This window comes from Muriicola marianensis, from assembly GCF_014638095.1.
Classification (GTDB): Bacteria; Bacteroidota; Bacteroidia; order Flavobacteriales; family Flavobacteriaceae; genus Muriicola; species Muriicola marianensis.
In genome coordinates this window covers 614,440-631,913 of the sequence record NZ_BMFH01000002.1, presented here as the reverse complement: position 1 = coordinate 631,913, position 17,474 = coordinate 614,440, and the positions used below count along the sequence as shown (strand labels likewise).

The 17,474-nt window shown below is 47.4% G+C and carries 16 protein-coding genes and 1 rRNA gene; 4 read left to right on the top strand and 13 right to left on the bottom strand.

Annotation, left to right across the window (positions count from 1 at the left end; genetic code table 11):
• Together IEV19_RS13790 and IEV19_RS13785 are read right to left on the bottom strand one after the other, a co-directional pair.
• Positions 1 to 182, bottom strand: a 16S ribosomal RNA gene (locus IEV19_RS13790); the annotation flags it as partial.
• A 366-nt stretch (positions 183 to 548) separates the two neighbouring features.
• Positions 549 to 1,244, bottom strand: a complete 696-nt coding sequence (locus IEV19_RS13785; RefSeq protein ID WP_188371312.1) for a DUF4294 domain-containing protein — start codon at positions 1,242 to 1,244, stop codon at positions 549 to 551.
• 100 nt (positions 1,245 to 1,344) lie between these two features.
• Between IEV19_RS13785 and IEV19_RS13780 the strand changes: the two genes are divergently transcribed.
• Together IEV19_RS13780 and IEV19_RS13775 are read left to right on the top strand one after the other, a co-directional pair.
• Positions 1,345 to 2,433, top strand: a complete 1,089-nt coding sequence (locus tag IEV19_RS13780; RefSeq protein WP_188371311.1) for a M42 family metallopeptidase — start codon at positions 1,345 to 1,347, stop codon at positions 2,431 to 2,433.
• 45 nt (positions 2,434 to 2,478) lie between these two features.
• On the top strand, positions 2,479 to 3,033 hold the full coding sequence (locus tag IEV19_RS13775) for an NUDIX hydrolase (protein ID WP_188371310.1): 555 nt from the start codon (positions 2,479 to 2,481) through the stop codon (positions 3,031 to 3,033).
• Here IEV19_RS13775 and hisS read toward each other — a convergent pair.
• The 6 genes from hisS to rpsF form a co-directional block, all read right to left on the bottom strand.
• Entirely contained in the window at positions 3,022 to 4,398 is a 1,377-nt protein-coding gene (gene hisS, locus IEV19_RS13770; protein ID WP_188371309.1) for a histidine--tRNA ligase, read from the bottom strand. The two genes, IEV19_RS13775 and hisS, sit on opposite strands and share 12 nt — an antisense overlap.
• 28 nt (positions 4,399 to 4,426) lie before the next feature.
• A complete protein-coding gene (locus IEV19_RS13765) occupies positions 4,427 to 4,897 on the bottom strand; it encodes a DUF6495 family protein (protein WP_188371308.1) in 471 nt (156 codons plus the stop codon).
• 47 nt (positions 4,898 to 4,944) lie between these two features.
• Positions 4,945 to 8,121, bottom strand: coding sequence for a TonB-dependent receptor (locus tag IEV19_RS13760; protein WP_188371307.1), 3,177 nt, complete (start codon positions 8,119 to 8,121; stop codon positions 4,945 to 4,947).
• A gap of 89 nt (positions 8,122 to 8,210) precedes the next feature.
• Positions 8,211 to 8,663: a 50S ribosomal protein L9 gene (gene rplI, locus IEV19_RS13755; RefSeq protein ID WP_188371306.1), complete on the bottom strand. Its 453-nt coding sequence runs from the start codon at positions 8,661 to 8,663 to the stop codon at positions 8,211 to 8,213.
• 13 nt (positions 8,664 to 8,676) lie between these two features.
• On the bottom strand, positions 8,677 to 8,973 hold the full coding sequence (rpsR, locus tag IEV19_RS13750; protein WP_129604536.1) for a 30S ribosomal protein S18: 297 nt from the start codon (positions 8,971 to 8,973) through the stop codon (positions 8,677 to 8,679).
• Positions 8,974 to 8,978: 5 nt separating this feature from the next.
• Positions 8,979 to 9,317, bottom strand: a complete 339-nt coding sequence (gene rpsF, locus IEV19_RS13745; RefSeq protein WP_188371305.1) for a 30S ribosomal protein S6 — start codon at positions 9,315 to 9,317, stop codon at positions 8,979 to 8,981.
• 234 nt (positions 9,318 to 9,551) lie between these two features.
• On the opposite strand from rpsF, the gene IEV19_RS13740 reads away from it, so the two are divergent.
• A complete protein-coding gene (locus IEV19_RS13740; RefSeq protein WP_188371304.1) occupies positions 9,552 to 10,244 on the top strand; it encodes a LytR/AlgR family response regulator transcription factor in 693 nt (230 codons plus the stop codon).
• Positions 10,245 to 10,249: 5 nt separating this feature from the next.
• Here the strand turns inward: IEV19_RS13740 and priA are convergent, their stop codons facing one another.
• The 4 genes from priA to nadC are packed head-to-tail and all read right to left on the bottom strand — an operon-like array spanning position 10,250 to position 14,978.
• Positions 10,250 to 12,706, bottom strand: coding sequence for a replication restart helicase PriA (priA, locus tag IEV19_RS13735; RefSeq protein WP_188371303.1), 2,457 nt, complete (start codon positions 12,704 to 12,706; stop codon positions 10,250 to 10,252).
• 9 nt (positions 12,707 to 12,715) lie between these two features.
• Positions 12,716 to 13,150: a DUF2147 domain-containing protein gene (locus IEV19_RS13730; RefSeq protein ID WP_188371302.1), complete on the bottom strand. Its 435-nt coding sequence runs from the start codon at positions 13,148 to 13,150 to the stop codon at positions 12,716 to 12,718.
• Complete coding sequence (locus tag IEV19_RS13725) at positions 13,143 to 14,120, bottom strand: YihY/virulence factor BrkB family protein (RefSeq protein ID WP_188371301.1); 978 nt, start codon at positions 14,118 to 14,120, stop codon at positions 13,143 to 13,145. Before IEV19_RS13725 ends, IEV19_RS13730 begins: the two co-directional genes overlap by 8 nt.
• Entirely contained in the window at positions 14,121 to 14,978 is an 858-nt protein-coding gene (nadC, locus tag IEV19_RS13720; RefSeq protein WP_188371300.1) for a carboxylating nicotinate-nucleotide diphosphorylase, read from the bottom strand.
• 83 nt (positions 14,979 to 15,061) lie between these two features.
• Here nadC and rlmH point away from each other — a divergent pair, with 83 nt between their 5' ends.
• On the top strand, positions 15,062 to 15,535 hold the full coding sequence (gene rlmH / locus IEV19_RS13715; RefSeq protein WP_188371299.1) for a 23S rRNA (pseudouridine(1915)-N(3))-methyltransferase RlmH: 474 nt from the start codon (positions 15,062 to 15,064) through the stop codon (positions 15,533 to 15,535).
• Here the strand turns inward: rlmH and serA are convergent.
• Positions 15,529 to 17,421, bottom strand: a complete 1,893-nt coding sequence (gene serA, locus IEV19_RS13710) for a phosphoglycerate dehydrogenase (protein WP_188371298.1) — start codon at positions 17,419 to 17,421, stop codon at positions 15,529 to 15,531. The genes rlmH and serA overlap by 7 nt on opposite strands.
• Between the last annotated feature and the right edge of the window lie 53 nt (positions 17,422 to 17,474).

Sequence of the window (17,474 nt, the reverse complement as noted above, 5' to 3'; positions counted from 1 at the left end):
TACGGGGTATTAATCCGAATTTCTCCGGGCTATCCCCCTGTACAGGGTAGGTTCTATACGCGTTGCGCACCCGTGCGCCACTCGTCATCAGAAAAGCAAGCTTTTCTATGTTACCGTTCGACTTGCATGTGTTAGGCCTGCCGCTAGCGTTCATCCTGAGCCAGGATCAAACTCTTCATCGTTATAACATTAAATATCTCATCAATGCATCCAACTAAAAAAGCTGTCCCGCCCCAAAACGGTTCTTGTGTCTTAAAAAATCAAAAAATCTTTTAATCAATCCATTATCTGGTGCATAAACACCATCAAATGGCTTAATTCGCTGTCTACCAATATATCAATGAACTTAATCTTCTTTACTCTTACGCCCAACGATCTCTCGTTAAGCGGGTGCAAATATAGAACCCTTTTTTTAATTAAAAATATATTTTCAAGTATTTTTAAGAAAAAAATAAGGCTTCAGTAATAAGGCCTTCAAAACCAGAATTTTGCAGTATTTCCTAGAAAAAAAAGCTTCTAAAGATACGAGATATAAGCCTTCTGCGCAACTATTTTTTCTGTTTTTGTTGCTGGTTCCATTTGTTGGTCAAGGAGGCGTAATCATAGTCGAGCACAGACTCCTGTCGCTGCAGGGTTCGCTCAGCAAATGCCCGTTGTAAAATGTCCTCTATCAGATAGTCTTCGTGAACGGTTTCCGGGTTGAATTCCTCCTTGAGACTGATCTTAAACATTTTGGCAGTGGTATTATACCAAAATGCCCTCCATCCACTCCTTAATTCCCTGACGAGATCAAAAGCCGTATTGCCGGTTTGCCGATAGATGAGTTTAACGAGAATCTGCCCTTCCGTCCGGGTGAGCTTTTTCAATTCTTCCGAGAATTCCTCCTCTATGTATTTCTGCACCTTACGTGTATATCGCTTCTGTTTCCTTCTGGATTTGATTAGTTCCAAACTATCGGTAAGATTCACCAGCCGTTCAGAAGCCATCTTGGCGTAAGGATACACTTTCAGTGTTTTGCGTTTCAGGATATAATACCGAAGCTTGTCTTCATAGGAATCGAACTCCAACCTCCCAAATAGGAACACCTCATCCAGGGCTATGGATGCCTGAAAAAGAGAATCACCCTCCATGATAATCAGCTTTTCCTGAATAGAATCCAATGGCTGATCTTCTATCTGGGCCCGGAGCGAATTGCTCATAGCCAACATCACCACTAAAATCCCATATGTGAATAAAGGTCTCATCCCCGGAAATTTTACTGTGTCAAAATTAATCATAAAGCCCTATAAAGGTTATTAATTAAACGTGAATATTGCTAAGTTTGTATGCAAATTTCTAACCTGCATGAGCAACTCTAAAATACTTACTGATAAATCCATTGCCTTCTTTGAAAAATACCTGAACAATGCCTCTCCCACAGGGTACGAATGGGAAGGACAAAAGCTCTGGATGAATTATCTCAAACCCTATGTCGACACCTTTATAACGGACACTTATGGTACTGCTGTTGGCGTGATCAACCCAGAAGCTCCTTACAAAGTGGTGATCGAAGGTCACTCAGATGAGATCTCCTGGTATGTGAATTATATCACAGACGAAGGCCTGATCTACGTGATAAGAAACGGGGGCAGTGACCATCAGATCGCTCCATCCAAATGGGTCAATATCCATACCAAAAAGGGGATCGTGAAAGGGATTTTCGGGTGGCCCGCCATCCACACCAGGGACAAGAGCAAGGAAAAACCGCCTCAACTCGATAATATTTTTATTGACGTGGGAGCGAAAAATAAAGAGGAGGTTCTCAAACTGGGGGTGCATGTAGGGTGCGTGATCACTTACCCAGACCAGTTCCATATCCTTAACAAAAACAAGTTCGTCTGCAGGGCCATCGACAACCGGGCAGGAGGTTTTATGATTGCTGAAGTGGCCCGCCTGCTCCACGAGAACAAAGTAAAATTACCTTATGGCCTTTACGTCACCAATTCGGTTCAGGAGGAGATCGGACTGAGGGGGGCGGAAATGATCACCCAGACCATCAGACCCAACGCGGCGATCGTTACCGATGTGTGCCATGATACCACAACGCCTATGATCGAGAAAAAGACCCAGGGCCACACAGAATTGGGAGCAGGTCCTGTGATCTCCTATGCACCTGCCGTGCAGAACAAATTACGGGAACGCATAATCGAAACCGCCGAAGCTAAAAAGATCCCATTCCAGCGAATGGCCTCTTCACGCTCTACGGGAACGGATACGGATGCTTTTGCCTACAGCAACGGAGGAGTAGCTTCTGCCCTGATCTCACTCCCCTTGAGGTATATGCATACCACAGTGGAAACCGTACACAAAGACGATGTTGAGAATGTGATCCGACTTATCTATGAAACACTGCTGACCATAAAACCCGGGGAGACTTTTAGCTATTTCGATTGATCGAAAAGACGTGCTGAAACAACCCCACACCGAATACTTATATTCATGGAAGAGTGGGTAGACGTACTGGATGAGGATGGAAGGCATACCGGTGAAACCATCCTGAAATCCGAAGCGCATCGGAAGGGGGTTTTTCATCCTACGGTTCATATTTGGTTTTACAATACCCAGGGGGAAATACTTCTCCAGTTCCGATCTCCTTTGAAGAAGACTTTCCCAGGCTTCTGGGATGTCTCCGTAGCAGGACATGTCGGAGCAGGAGAAACTGTCGAACAGGCTGCTCTCCGTGAGATCCGGGAGGAAATAGGGTTATCTTTAAAAGTACAGGAGCTTTCCCCTGTTGGCATATTTAAGTCGATTCAGCGACATGATAATGGTATCGTTGATTGCGAATACCATCACACCTTTCTCTGTAAGCTCAACCATAAACCTTCCTCTCTCGTAATCCAGGAAGAGGAAGTAACAGAGATCCGGTTATTCCATCTGGAAGTTTTAGACAAGTTGCATTTATCGGGGGATAAAAAAGTGAAGCTAGTACCTCACGATAAAAGTTATTACGAGGCGGTTAGCGATGCTGTAAGGAAACGGCTACAAGGTTGAAATGAACTGCTGCAGATCCTTCCAGGCGTAGGTATTCTGACTGCCATTCGCCATGTCCTTGACGACGATTACCTTTTGTTCCAGCTCGTCCTTTCCCAATAATACCACGTAAGGTATATTCCTGTTATTGGCGTATTTGAACTGTTTCTGAAGTTTGGCATCTGCAGGATAGAGATCGGTCTTGATCCCTTCCCCTCTCATTTTCCTGATTAACGGCAGAGCAGCAAGCGCTTCTTTCTCCCCAAAATTGACGAACAGGACCTGTACCGATTCTTCTACCGTTTCAGGGAAGAGTCCGAGTTCTTCCAGGACCAGATAGATCCTGTCCAGACCAAAGGAAATTCCGACCCCACTGAGGTCCTTAAGGCCAAAGATCCCCGTGAGGTCATCATATCGCCCTCCACCTCCTATCGAGCCCATATTCACTCCCTCCGGAGCCGATACTTCAAAAATGGCGCCCGTGTAATAATTAAGTCCCCTCGCCAGGGAAACATCTATTTCCAGGCTGGTGCTATTGAGTTCCAGGGTTCGTATGGTCTCTGCTATAAATTTGAGATCTTCAATCCCCTGTTTTCCAACTATAGAATCCTTCAGAAATTCTGATAACACATCAAGGGAGTTCTGTTTGTCCTTGGCCATCGAGAAAAGTGGCATTGCCTTTTCGATCGCGGCCTGACCGATCCCTGCAGCGGACATTTCACGCATGACCCCTTCCTGCCCTATCTTATCCAGTTTATCAAGGGCTACCGTAAACGGGATCAATTTGTCTCCCGCACCGATCACTTCTGCAATTCCGCTCAAGATCTTCCTGTGATTGAGTTTTATGCAAACCCCGTTCAGTCCCAGGTCAGAAAAAACCGAATCATAGAGCTGTAGCAATTCCACCTCCTGCAAAAGGGAACCCGGACCTACCACATCGGCATCGCACTGGTAAAATTCCCGGAACCTCCCTTTCTGAGGACGGTCTGCCCGCCAGACCGGCTGTATCTGGTATCTCTTAAAAGGAAGATCGATCTCGTGCTGATGCATAACCACATAACGTGCAAACGGTACCGTCAGGTCATATCGCAGGGCTTTTTCGGATATCTGAGGAGTCAGGCCGGCACTGTCTTTTTGTGCATACACTTCAGGCTCTACCTTATTCAGATAATCTCCTGAATTCAGGATTTTAAAGATCAGCCTGTCACCTTCATCTCCATACTTTCCCATGAGGGTCTCGAGGTTCTCAAAACTGGGAGTCTCTATAGGTTGAAATCCAAAGACTTCGAACTGATGCCTGATCGTTTCGATTATGTAGTTCCTCTTGGCTACTTCAGCCGGACTGAAATCCCTGGTGCCTTTGGGAATTGAAGGTTTTTGTGCCATATCCTCGCGTAGTTCCGCAAATATCGCCTTATTCTATGATTTTATCAAACCATTGGTACAGCTCGCCTTTCGTGATCACCGCCCCCTCCTGAATGAGCCCGAATTTGTCTGCATTAGGCTCATCAGAATACGCCTTGGATGCCACCAGGTAGTCCACAAAATCTGATTGCCAGTTCTTCCTGAACCACCCAAAGCCCTCAGAAGTCGTCAGGTCTACTTCCGGATTCCGTACTTTGATCGAGATCAGTTTCATTTCCTTTTCGGTGAGATGGAACAGATGCATGTGCTGGGCCGATATGTTCTCAAGGTATTCCACTTTCTGCAACACGCCTTCCCAGACCAGGTCGCTGAAAACGTCAATTTCCTCTTCAGCCACATGAGGTCTGTTGGTCTTGATCATTTCCCATTCTGTGGCCGTGATGGACTGGGTGGCCAGAAAATTGATAAATTCCGGGTGTAATTCCTCTAACTGTTCTTTTGTCAATCGTGTGTACTTCATAAAAAAGGCCGCCTTTTTAGGGCGGCCCAAAATTACGGTTTTATTCCTTAGTTGAAAATATAGCGGACACCCAACTGAGCCCTCCATCTGGAGACAGCGCTGGTGATGGCCGAAAAGGTGTCTGTTCTGCTGGTATCGAACGTATAAGTAGGATTGTTGTTAGAATCCACCGTTACTCCCAGAAGCTGGTCAAAGCTTGGGCCTTCAACAACTCCCCAATTAGAATTCAGCAAGTTCCCGAAGTTCAGAACGTCCAAACTCAACTGGAATTTGTTCTTGTCAGTGATTCTGATATCCTGGAGGATCTTGATATCCCAGCTGCTCCTCCAAGGGGCCAGGGCTCCATATCTTTCTGCGTACTGTCCCCGACGTCCGCTCAAATAGTCGTCCTGTTGGATAAAGGCCTCAAATGCCTCCGCCTGTCCGGGTCCGCTAAAAGTCATGGATCCGATCTCAGAACTCGTTGGGATATAGATAAGGTCATTGATGCTGGACCCGTCATTGTTGATATCTCCCCCATATATATAATTGAACCTTCCGCTTTTGGCATATTCAAAGAAGGTAGAGATGGTCGTTCCCGTACTGAACTGCTTGGAAAGCACGCCAATAAATCTGTGCGTATCCCCATATCTGGAAAAGGAAAGGACATCATTATTGGCATTGCCAACGATGGCGTTTCCGGCAAAGGCATCCCCGGTGATCTCAGCATCGATGGAATTCACCTCCTTGGCATTGAGGAAACTATAGGCCAGCATAGCGTACAGGCCATTGTTCCAGGTCTTCTGTCCTTTAAGAGAGGCATTCCAGATACGGCCCTGGTCTGAATTCGTAAAAACATAGGCGTTGGTAGGACCTCCGAAAATTTGAGCTTTATCTGCATTGGTGTATACGGCGCGATTATCAACCCCATTGAGGGTGGCAGAAGGGGTATCCAGTCCCCAGTTCTGGACATGGGCGGCATTGACATCCTTTGTATAGGAGACGTCTGCAGTCAGGATCAGGCCGTTATCGAATTTCTTGTCGACCCCCACGTTGGTCCTCCATACCTGAGGCCACTGGAAATCCGGATCGACGATCTGGTAAAAGAAGAAATCCACCGCCTGGGTCTGGTTACCCAGCCATACAAAGGGGAATCGACCAGTGAAGAGTCCCGACCCACCCCTGATCTGGAGGGAATTATCATTGTAAACGTCCCAGTTGAAACCAAGTCTTGGGGAGACCAGGAAATTGTTGTTAGGCAGGACTTCTGAATCCAGGAAAACCGGATCCCCGGTCTCCGGATCAAAATACTGTATAGACGGAATATAGGTTCCGGAAGCTCCTCCCTTGCGCTGAATATTCTCCCTGATCTTTTCAGCCGTGTCGAAATACAAGGGCTTGTCGAACCGCACCCCATAGGTCAGCTTAAAGTTCTCGGTGACATCCCATTCGTCCTGCATATAGAAGGAGAGCTGACCCACATTGGTTTCCGAAAGGGCCCATCCCCCTGGATTTCCGGTGCCATTAGCATTGAAGGACCGGTCGGCATTGATCGCGTTGTTAAAGGCGGCCTGCAATTGTCCCGAACTCGCAAAGTTTGGAAAATCCGTGATGGTGGTGGTAGGAAAAAATACTCCCTGAGCTCCATAGGCACCGAGGTTAAAGGAATTGTCGAACTGAAATTTCTCAAAGGAGAAGCCTATAGTATAAGTATGGTCTCCTTTAAAAATATTCAGGTTGTCTGTTATCTGAAACACTTTCTGATCGAGCCTGTTGTTGATAGAAAAAGGTTCGTGACCCGCAATGATATAGTTTGAACTTCCCGTCGCATCCAGGATGACGATGCTGGGGGCCGGGGTAGAGAAAGGATTCCTGAAGTCGTCAAAATGGGTGTAGCCTACCTGCAGTTTATTCGTAGCCTCATCAGACAGCCTGGAGTTCAGTTCGAGCTGGACAGACTTGATCCTGTTGTTGATCTCGTACCCTGCGTTCTCGAACTGGAGGGTTTGGGTGTTTGGGCCCCTGAAGGTAATAGCATCCCTGTTGGCCGGCTTCCCTTTGGAAGCATCCAGGAAATTGTAGATCACCGCCAGGCGGTTGTTGTCGTTGATGTTCCAGTCGAGCTTGATGATGCCCTTAGTGGATTCCTGGTCGAAATTAAAGCCCTGGAACCTACCGGGATCGTAAAAGATATCATTCCCCTGCGCATCCTGGCCTATCACTACCTGTCGTAACAGGTTGTCAACCAGCTGAAAGTCGGACAGCGTCACCCTGCTCTCATTGATGTCTCCTGTACCCGTATTGGGAACAAATCCATCCGTTCCCAGCTCAGTCAGTTCATCCCTTTCAAAGTTGACGAAGAAGAACAGCTTGTTCTTCACGATGGGCCCGCCCAGGCTGAATCCATATTGGGTTTGCTCCAGGCCGGTCTTAAAGACATCATCTCCATTGATCTTGCCTCCGGTAAGGTCGTCGTTCCGGAAAAATCCATAGGCTGTGCCATAGAATTCATTGGTACCGCTTTTCGTAACCGCATTGACGGAAGCGCCCGTAAATCCTGACTGGGTTACATCGTATGGGGCTGTTGTTACCTGGATCTGGTCGATAGCATCCAGGGAAATGGGCTGAGCATTGGTCTGCCCACCCGGAGTAGCCGCATCGAGTCCAAAGGGGTTGTTGAAAATTGCTCCGTCCAGAGAGAAATTGTTGTACTGGTCATTTCGTCCCCCGAAGGACAGTCCGGAAGCCCCTGAGGAAGCCTGAGGATCTAGCCTGATGAAGTCGCTCGCAGACCTGGAGATCGTGGGTAGCCGGGTGAGCTCCCTGCGGCCTACGCTTGTTTCAGCCCCTGTACGATCGCTTCCGAAGGTACCCGTCTGGTCATAAACCACCACTACCTCATCCAGTGCCTGACTCTCGGAGATCAGACTGAACTCCAGGATCGTGGTCTGACCAAGAGAGAGGTACACCCCATCCTGCACCTGGGATTTGAATCCCACATAGGACACAGTGATCTCATATGGCCCCCCTACCCTCAGGTTGGGTAGGTTATAACGGCCATCCTCGTTGCTGACGGTTCCGTACTTGGTACCCGTAGGAGTGTGCACGGCCACGATGTTTGCGCCAAAAAGTGGTTGGTTATCACCTTCATAGACGGTTCCTCTGATGTCTGCGGTCGTTACCTGCGACCAGGAAATCAGGGTTAAACCGAACATGAACAACCCTGTTAAAAGTATTTTTTTCATAATCATAGTATTGGTTCTTGAACTAGTGAATATAGGAAAAAAAAAGAGCCATATGATTATGGCTCTTTCTTTATTTAAACAAGTTTACTTTATTTCTGTTCAGCGATGACTTCGAAGTTGAAATCCACGAGCACATCCCTGTGCAGCCTGATCTGAGACTCGTATGGTCCGGCCCTTTTGATAGACCCTCCTTTGATCATAATGTATTTCTTGTCGATCTCATGGCCTTCCTTGGCAAGGGCGTCAGCAACGTCAGCGTTGGTGACTGAACCGAATAGTTTATCGCCGGCACCAACCTTGGCCGGGATCTTCACTTCCAGTTGCTTAAGAGCCTCTGCTGTCTTGTTAGCGGCCTCTACGATCTTCTTTTCTTTGTGAGCCTTTTGCTTCAGGTTCTCCGCCAATACCTTCTTGGCAGAAGGAGTAGCCATGGTAGCCAATCCTTTTGGGATGAGGTAGTTTCTTCCGTACCCGTTCTTAACGGTTACGATATCGTCCTTGAATCCCAGATTCTGTACGTCTTCTTTTAATATAAGTTCCATGATCTTCTCCTTTTTACTTTAATAAATCACCCACATATGGCATAAGGGCCAGGTGTCTCGCCCTTTTTACCGCTTGAGCTACCTTACGCTGATACTTCAGAGAAGTACCGGTAAGCCTCCTGGGGAGTAATTTTCCCTGCTCGTTCACGAGTTTCATTAGGAAATCGGGATCCTTATAATCGATATACTTGATGCCGGATTTTTTGAAACGGCAGTATTTCTTTTGCTTATTGGTCTCGATGTTTAGAGGGGTGAGATATCTGATCTCCCCGTCTTTCTTGCCTTTGGCCTGTTGCTGTAATGTTGCCATACCCCTTACGCTTTTGCTTTAAGTTTATTCCTTCTTTTTTCAGCCCACTCAATGGCGTGCTTGTCTAACTTTACGGTCAGGAAACGCATGACACGCTCATCTCTCCTGAATTCCTGCTCATAGGGAGCAATAACTTCTCCGGGAGCCGTAAATTCGAACAAGTGGTAGAATCCACTTTTCTTGTGCTGAATGGGATATGCCAGTTTTTTCAGGCCCCAATTTTCCTTCGATACCATCTTGGCATCATTCTTAATTAAGAAATCCTCAAATTTCTTAACTGTTTCCTCTATCTGAACGTCAGATAGAACGGGATTTAAAATGAAAACAGTTTCGTAATGATTCATATTGATATATAGATTTTTAGGAGCGCAAAAGTAATAATTCTTCCTTCGATTTACAAGAAATTAAATTTTTCTTCGTTATCAGTACTATAATGACCCAAATTGAACTTGACCTATAAACCTAAATTATGCACGTCATCGCCTGAGTTTCATGGGAATTTGTTTACAACTTTTATTGCAGTTGAACCAGTTTTTTATGTACTTTGTCGATGATTTAACCCCACAAATCAACCCTTTATGAAATTAAGAAGTATAGTTGTTGATGATTCATCTATGCAGCGTATGGCAGTTGCAAAATTGGTGAATAATCATCCGAATTTAGCCCTGGTTGCGGAGTACAGCAATGCTATTGAGGCCAAGAACGGCATCAAGAACAACGAGATCGACCTGATCTTCCTGGATGTTGAGATGCCTATCATCAGTGGATTCGACCTGCTGGAGTCCCTGGAGAACAGTCCCCAAGTCATTCTGATCACCGGAAAACCGGATTACGCACTTAAAGCTTTCGACTACGATGTAACAGATTATCTTCACAAGCCCATTACCATGGCTCGTTTTGATGCTTCTGTGAAAAGAGCTGTTACCAAGTACGAGCAGATGAACCAGGTGGCCGAGGACGAGGAGCATATTTTCGTCAAGAGCAACCTCAAGAAGCGCAAGGTCATCCTCAATGACATCAAATGGATAGAGGCCCTGGGAGATTATATCAAACTGGTTACCGATGAGGCCAACATCGTGATCCTCTCCACCATGAAGGCTTTTGAAAAGCAGTTACCTGCAGACAAATTCCTTAGGATTCACAAATCTTACATTGTAAACCTGGAGAAGATAGAAAAATTTAACAGTAAGAACGTAGAGGTCAGCGGAAGGTCCATTCCTTTGAGCCGAAATAAGAAAACAGAGCTGGCCGAAGCGCTTAGCAACGTCTAGGAATTTCAGAAGTAGTCTACGTCGTAGATTACCCGCACACTTCTGTACTGGGAGATAGCATTGAAGGAATTTTCAATTCTTTTAATGCTATTTTTTGTTTGGGTCAGGGACTGTTCCCTGGGGATCTTCACAAGTACCTGTTTGATATACTGGTTTCTTATACGGGCTACAGGAGGGAATTCCGGGCCCAGGACAGAGGTGTCAAAAACATTCCTCAAAGCCTTTCCAAACCAGGATGCCGCCTCATTCAGGGTGGGGTACGCCCTGTGCTTGAAACTTATCCTGATGATCCTGTTGACCGGGGGGTACAGGTATTCCCTGCGCTGCGACATCTGTTCTTCGTACATGCCCGCATAATCTCCTTTAACAACTTGCCTGAGTACCGGATTCTGTGGATTATAGGTCTGGATAAGTACCTTACCCCTCTTCTCAGTACGCCCTGCCCTGCCCGCCACCTGTGTAAGCAATTGAAAGCTGCGTTCATGGGCCCTGAAATCTGGGAAATTGAGCAAGGCATCAGCATTCATGATCCCGACCAGGTTCACGTGCCTGAAATCCAGGCCTTTTGTCACCATCTGAGTTCCTACCAGAATGTCGAAATCCCCCGAAGCAAATCCCGTTATGATCTTTTCATAGGCAAATTTTCCACGGGTGGTATCGAGGTCCATCCTGCCTGTCCGGGCTTCGGGAAACAACTCCTTCAACTCCTTTTCTATCTGTTCGGTCCCAAAACCCCTGGTGTCCAGTGTCGCATTCCCACAGGCCACACATTGTACCATCATCTTTTCGCTGTATCCGCAATAGTGACATCTCAGTTCGTTCCTCCCCTGATGATACGTAAGGCTTACATCGCAATTAGGGCACTGGGGTGCGTGGCCGCAGGTCATGCATTCGACGATGGGGGCATATCCCCTGCGATTCTGAAAGAGTATGACCTGCTCCTTCAGGGCCAGGGTCTCCTTGATCCCGGCGATCAGGGCCTCCGAAAAATGTCCTGTCATCCGCTTCCTCCTGGAAGCATCCCGAATGTCGACCAGATCAACCACAGGCATCTGAACTCCTCCGAAACGCTGTTCCATGGTAGTATAGCCGTATTTACCGGTCCTGACGTTGTAAAAACTCTCCAGGCTGGGGGTAGCAGACCCCAATAACACTTTTGCCTTGTGTAAGGTAGCCAGCACGATGGCTGCATCCCTGGCGTGGTAGCGCGGGGCTGGATCGAATTGCTTGAATGAATTTTCATGCTCCTCGTCCACAATGACCAGTCCGAGGTTATCAAAAGGCAGAAACAATGACGACCTAGCCCCAATGACCACCTGAGCTTTTTCCTCATTCCTCCTGACATTGTTCCAGACCTCTACCCTTTCGTTGAGACTGAAGCGGGAATGGAAAACGGACACCCTGCTGCCAAAACACGACTGGAGACGTGAGATTAGCTGAGTGGTCAGGGCAATTTCCGGCAGGAGGTACAACACTTGTTTTCCTTCCGCCAGAAAGGATTCCATCAATTTCATGTAAACTTCAGTCTTACCCGAGGAGGTCACACCGTGAAGAAGAGTCACATCCCGATCCTTAAAAGATGCCGTAATTTCCTCCAAACTCTTTCGTTGGAAATCGCTTAAGATGAGTTTATCCAGGTCACCGTTGTCATCTTCATAGGTAACCCGGTCCGTCCGTATCTTTTTTTCCTGCAGGATGCCTTTATCAATGAGTCCGCGTATCACGCCGGCAGAGGTGCCACTTTTTTTCTGAAGATCGGAGGCCGACAAGGGAAGCCTGGAAACTGCTCTGAGTTGAAAAAGGGTAAGCAGTACTTGTCTCTGCTTCGGGGCCCTGCTCAACTCGTCTAAAAGAGCATTCAGGTCCTTCTCGGATTCATACTGGGGATTGAGGGTGAGGGTTCGTATATATTTAGGTTTGTACTGGTCATGCAGGGTTTCCCGGAGCTGGATCAGCCCCTTTTCATACATGCGGTGAAGCAGGGGAAGAACGGTCTTTATTTCCAGGATGTCACAGACCTCCTGTATCTTCAGGGATGCCTGGTGTTCAAGGGCCTCCAAAACCAGGAACTCTTGGTCGCTAAGCGATTCCTGATCCCATTCTTTCTCCCCGTTCCTGAGGACCAGGGTCTCACTTTCCAGCAAGAATGCACTGGGAACAGCTGTTCTGAATACCTCCCCAAGGGTACACATGTAATAAGATGCGATCCACTTCCAGTGTTCTATCTGTGTGGCATTCACCAGGGGAACCCGGTCAATGACCTCGTGGATCTCCTTTGCCTCATAGGCCACCGGGGGGTCCTTGTGGATCCTGTATACCAAAGCCGTATAGATCTTGGATTTCCCAAAAGGCACGGCAACACGCATTCCCCTTTCCAACTCAGTGGTCAAACCATCTGGTAGCCGGTAGGTGAATAGCCTCTCCAGGGGAATGGGCAATATGACATCTGCAAATACTTCCATAAGCATCATTCAGGGGGATACGCGTCTCCAGGTCTGCGTCCTGAAGAAAAAGGCGATATAACCTCTGACTTTCAGACGATCCGGTTTATCCGGGTCGATCCAGATTTTTACCCGATACTCCTTCCCGCTCTCCGGGTCGAGTATCTCACCCTCTCCATAGGTGTACTCATCCAGTTTCTTAAGGTCATCGAAAATGTTCATCCCCTTGATCGGCATGTTCTTCCTGTGACCTTTACATTTCACACATAAGGCATTCTCCCTTCCCTCGACCAGTATCTCCACCACCCTGGCAGAAAGGCCATCTTCGTCCTTGTAGATCTCGAGGATGGATTTGGGTTTTTCCGTCACATCGTCTATGGTCTTCCAGTATCCCAGGACCGATTGCGACCTTAAACCAGACAACGCTAAAAGAAATAGTATAATGGTCAGGTATATTTTATGCATTCTTTACTTTGGATTTGACATTCTTTCTCAGCTTAGTCAGGGAGGCGTTCAATTCGAATCCCAGAAGGAGGATATTGGAGTTCAGCCAGATGTAGACCATAAGGATAAGCAATCCCCCCAGAGCTCCATAGAGTTCATTATACCTGGCGAATTTTTCGATGTACACCCCGAAAAGATAAGAGGTCAACAGAAACAAAAGGGTAGTCATCAAAGCTCCGTAGGAAAAGAATCGTGCCTGCTTACCCTGTGAAGTGCCAAAATAATAGAGGATAGCTGTGGTGAAATAGGAAAGAACAGCAAAAAACAGGATCTTGCCTGCTCTCGCACCCACCAGTTCATTGGGATTTAGCTCCACCCCTCCCGATTCTGCTGCCCACACATTGAGGTATTCCAGGGTATACTCAAAATACACAAAGGCCACCGCTCCGAATATCAGAAGGAGGGACAGGATGATCCCAACCATAAGGGCATAGGCGTATTGCTTGAAGAAATTGCGGGTAAGGTCGATGTGATAGGAAGTTTCGAATCCGCCGAAAATCGCATTCACCCCGTTGGTCATCAGGAAAATGGACAGTACAAAGGCAGAGGACAGCAACCCTCCCTGTTTCTGGTCCTTGATCTGCGTATAGATCTCCCCGAAGTATTCCCCGGTCGCTGAAGGCAGGAATGTTTCCAGGAATCTCAGGAACTGGGCATCGAAATCCTCGTTCCCCACGCTTACCAGGGGTATCACAAACGGAATGAGGGTTATTAAAAAGATCAGGAGCGGGAACAAGGCCATAAACAAACTGAAGGCTATGGAACTGGCCCGTGTGGAGAGGGCCCCCTGAACAATACCTATGATGTACATCTCCATCAGGTCGTACAGAGACAGTCCATGAATGCCGGGAAGTTGAATCCTCCTGAGCAGGTCCACAACCCAGTTCAGGATCGGAATCTTTTCCAGTTTCTCCTCGATCTCCTTGCTCATTTAAACAGCTTTTAGACTCAGGTCCTTATTGCTGACCGAATGCGTAAGTGCTCCGGAGGAAATAAAATCTACGCCGCACTCGGCGTATTTGCGTAAGGTCGATTCATTAATTCCACCCGAAGATTCGGTCAGGCAGCGACCACCGACCATGCCGACAGCTTTCCGTGTATCTTCATAACTAAAATTGTCCAGCAGAATGCGATAAATACCCTCAGAGCGCAGGATCTCCTCCACCTCCTTCAAATCCCTGGCCTCCACGATGATCTTCAGATCCAAACCGCGGTCCCTGAGGTACTTTTTTGTCTTGTCGATCGCCCCCGTGATCCCGCCGGCAAAATCGATATGATTGTCCTTCAGCATGATCATATCATAAAGGGCATACCTGTGGTTCTCTCCCCCGCCTATTTTAACGGCCCATTTCTCCAGCGCCCTTATCCCGGGAGTCGTTTTACGCGTATCGAGGATCCTGGTACCCGTACCTTCTAATAGGGCCACATAGGCCGCTGTTTTGGTAGCGATGGCACTCATCCGCTGCATAGCGTTCAAGACGAGTCGTTCTGCCATCAGAATACTCCTGGACGAACCGCTGACATAGAAAACCTCGTCCCCATAGTTCACCTTCTCTCCATCCCGGATCACTACCTCCACCTTCAGTCCAGGATCCACATAATGAAATACCTGTTGTGCGAATTCCACTCCGGCGATCACGCATTCTTCCTTGACCAGCAGTCTTGCTTTTCCTGACGATTCTTCAGGGATACATGCCAGGGAACTGTGATCCCCGTCCCCGACATCTTCCCGAATCCCATTTTCTATGATCTGCCTTATCTCTTGTTCCAGGGCCTGCTGTGAAATCATCTGGCTAAATTTTATAAGGTAAAATTAGTAAAAACAAATGCCATGAAGGAATCCGTAATAACGGAAAACTTTACCTTTAAACCATGAAAATAAAACTGCTGATGGTTGGAAAAACGGATCATAAAGGCTTACAGTCCATGATCCAGGAGTACCGCAAAAGACTGGGGCATTACATCAGGTTTGAACAGGAGGTCCTTCAGCCTCCAAAAAATACGAGAAACCGGTCCATCCCAGAGCAGAAACAAATTGAGGGAGAGGTGATCCTGAAGGCGGTAAGCGATTCTGATTCCGTTATCCTGCTCGACGAGCAAGGCAAGGGCTACAGTTCTGTGGAATTTGCCGGGGAACTTCAGAAATATATGAATGCCGGTACCCGTCAATTAGTATTTATCATCGGCGGGCCTTATGGCTTCAGCGAAGCGGTTTACAGCAGGGCTCAGGGACGCATCAGTCTGTCTAGCATGACCTTTTCACATCAGATGGTCCGACTCATCTTTCTCGAGCAGCTCTACAGGGCATTCACCATCCTCAGGAATGAATCCTATCACCATCAGTAAAGCACCCTGAACTTGATGGTGTGTTCCACCTTTTTCAGAGCCCTGATCACATCCTTGTTGTAATCCTTATCCAGGTCTGTGATCACATACCCCAATTCCCTGTTGGTAGAAAGGTATTGTCCGGAGATGTTCATTTCGTACTGGGCGAGCACCTCATTGATATGTGCCATGACCCCGGGCAGGTTCCTGTGGATGTGCAGGAAGCGGTGTGCATTGTTCTGCTTGGGCAGCCTGATATTCGGGAAATTCAGGGCATCTACGGTATTTCCGGAATTGATGTAGTCCATGATCTTGTTGGGTACAAAATCGGCTATATTCATCTGGGCTTCCTCCGTGCTTCCTCCTATATGTGGCGTGAGGATCACATTTGGAATTCCCTGTAAGGGAGTGGAAAAAGGTCCGTTACTGCGGGGCTCATCAGGATATACGTCGATGGCCGCACCGGCCAGCTTTCCGTTCTTCAGCGCCTGTTCAAGAGCGGGAATGTCGACCACAAATCCCCTTGAAAGGTTGATGAAATAAGCCCCGTCCCGCATTTGGGCAAACTCCCTCTCCCCTATGAAATTGTGATTCGAGATACTGTCATCGATATGAAGTGAAACTACATCTGAAACATTCAGAAGGTCTTCCAGAGTATTGCATTTCTTGGCATTTCCCAAGGCCAGCCTGTCTTCCAGGTCGTAATAATATACCCTCATCCCCATGGATTCGGCAAGAACCGAAAGTTGCTTCCCAATATTTCCATAACCTACAATCCCCAGGTTCTTTCCCCTGACCTCCCTGGAGTTCTCAGCAGTCTTATTCCATTGCCCATTATGGATCTCCACGCTCCTGGGAAAAATATTCCGCATTAGCATGATGATCTGCCCCACGGCCAGTTCCACCACAGACCTTGTATTGCTGTAAGGAGCATTGAAAACCACTACGCCTTTCTTCTGGCAGTAGTGCAGATCTATCTGAGTGGTTCCGATACAGAAGGCACCCACCACCAGCAATTTGTTGGCAGCATCCAGAACCCTTGGTGTGATCTGGGTCTTGGAACGAATCCCAAGTACGTGAACCCCTCTGATCTTCTCGATCAGTTCTTCCTCAGAGAGACTCCGGTCTATCAACTCAACCGAAAAACCGTCTTCAGACAGGTTGTCAAATGCAATGGGGTGTACGTTTTCCAACAGCAGGATCTTGATCCTGTTCTTGGGGTAAGAAAGGTTCCTGGGCAGGTCGTTCACAAAGAGAAATTCATCCAGGTTGGGGGCGATATGGTCTGCATTGGAAGCCGCCTTTTCCCGATGTACGTTTTCAGTATAGGCAAAGAATTTATGGGCGATGCCCGCTTCCCGCATCACATAGTCGCTGTAACCGTCGCCGATTACCTGTACCTCCCCGTCAAGGTTTAGTTGCTCCAGGCAGGCTATCTTCCCGTTGTGGCTGGCCAGGACGTTATCCTCGTCAAAGCCGGTAATATTGCCTTCCTCGTCAAACGTAAACGTGTTGGCATAAACCCTGTCTGAAGGTATTTTGTACTCCTCTACAATGGGATCGATAAACTCCTTGAAACCACAGGAGATCACGTAAATATCCTTGGAGTACTTCTCAAAGAATTCCTTGTTGGTGGCAATAGACTTGGAGATCTTCTTTCGCAGCTCCTCAACAAGGGGTTTCAGGTGTTTTTTGTGCGCCTTCAACAGTCTGATCCGGCGCTCAAGGGACTCCGTAAAAGATATGTCCCCATCAATCCCGAGGTTTGTGATATGTTGAATTTCTTTGATGATTTCATCACGGTCTGCCCGTCCCTGCAGGGTCATTTCAGCGAGTACATCGAGGGCCTCTACCCTGGTCAGTGTGCTGTCAAAATCGAAAACATACTTCCTTTCCACTGTGGTCATTTCATTGTTGCTGTAGGCAGCAAAAGTAGCAATAATTAAGAAGGCTCACATCA

Coding starts and splice junctions, on each gene's coding strand:
- IEV19_RS13775 (WP_188371310.1), top strand. CDS start 2,479: ATGGAAGAGTGGGTAGACGTACTGGATGAGGATGGAAGGCATACCGGT.
- serA (WP_188371298.1), bottom strand. CDS start 17,421: ATGACCACAGTGGAAAGGAAGTATGTTTTCGATTTTGACAGCACACTG.
- IEV19_RS13740 (WP_188371304.1), top strand. CDS start 9,552: ATGAAATTAAGAAGTATAGTTGTTGATGATTCATCTATGCAGCGTATG.
- rpsR (WP_129604536.1), bottom strand. CDS start 8,973: ATGGCAACATTACAGCAACAGGCCAAAGGCAAGAAAGACGGGGAGATC.
- rpsF (WP_188371305.1), bottom strand. CDS start 9,317: ATGAATCATTACGAAACTGTTTTCATTTTAAATCCCGTTCTATCTGAC.
- rlmH (WP_188371299.1), top strand. CDS start 15,062: ATGAAAATAAAACTGCTGATGGTTGGAAAAACGGATCATAAAGGCTTA.
- IEV19_RS13760 (WP_188371307.1), bottom strand. CDS start 8,121: ATGAAAAAAATACTTTTAACAGGGTTGTTCATGTTCGGTTTAACCCTG.
- priA (WP_188371303.1), bottom strand. CDS start 12,706: ATGGAAGTATTTGCAGATGTCATATTGCCCATTCCCCTGGAGAGGCTA.
- IEV19_RS13765 (WP_188371308.1), bottom strand. CDS start 4,897: ATGAAGTACACACGATTGACAAAAGAACAGTTAGAGGAATTACACCCG.
- IEV19_RS13730 (WP_188371302.1), bottom strand. CDS start 13,150: ATGCATAAAATATACCTGACCATTATACTATTTCTTTTAGCGTTGTCT.
- rplI (WP_188371306.1), bottom strand. CDS start 8,663: ATGGAACTTATATTAAAAGAAGACGTACAGAATCTGGGATTCAAGGAC.
- IEV19_RS13780 (WP_188371311.1), top strand. CDS start 1,345: ATGAGCAACTCTAAAATACTTACTGATAAATCCATTGCCTTCTTTGAA.
- IEV19_RS13725 (WP_188371301.1), bottom strand. CDS start 14,120: ATGAGCAAGGAGATCGAGGAGAAACTGGAAAAGATTCCGATCCTGAAC.
- IEV19_RS13785 (WP_188371312.1), bottom strand. CDS start 1,244: ATGAGACCTTTATTCACATATGGGATTTTAGTGGTGATGTTGGCTATG.
- nadC (WP_188371300.1), bottom strand. CDS start 14,978: ATGATTTCACAGCAGGCCCTGGAACAAGAGATAAGGCAGATCATAGAA.
- hisS (WP_188371309.1), bottom strand. CDS start 4,398: ATGGCACAAAAACCTTCAATTCCCAAAGGCACCAGGGATTTCAGTCCG.